Source organism: Pseudoalteromonas luteoviolacea S2607 (assembly GCF_001625575.1).
In the GTDB taxonomy this organism is placed as follows: domain Bacteria; phylum Pseudomonadota; class Gammaproteobacteria; order Enterobacterales; family Alteromonadaceae; genus Pseudoalteromonas; species Pseudoalteromonas luteoviolacea_E.
Window position 1 is genome coordinate 1 of sequence record NZ_AUXV01000037.1, and the last position, 220, is coordinate 220.

The window sequence follows — 220 nt, forward strand, 5'->3', positions numbered from 1 at the left end:
GTCGGAGTGTGTATTTATTGAGGTAGGACCTAGTCAATCTCTTTCCACACTTGCTGCAATGCACAATATTGAGTCGAAAGCCATTATATCGTCAATGCCAAAGGTGACGCAAAGTGAGCGTGAGAGTCATGTGATGACTCTTGCTCTGGGCCAAGCTTGGCAAAGTGGAATTGATGTCGATTGGCAGGCATATTATGAGGCGGAGCAGCGCCAACGAGTC

The 220-nt window shown here is 47.7% G+C and carries 1 protein-coding gene; it reads left to right on the forward strand.

What is annotated here, in order from left to right; genetic code table 11:
• The coding region (locus N480_RS25635; RefSeq protein WP_196761507.1) for a hypothetical protein at positions 1 to 220 on the forward strand (220 nt) is incomplete at both ends.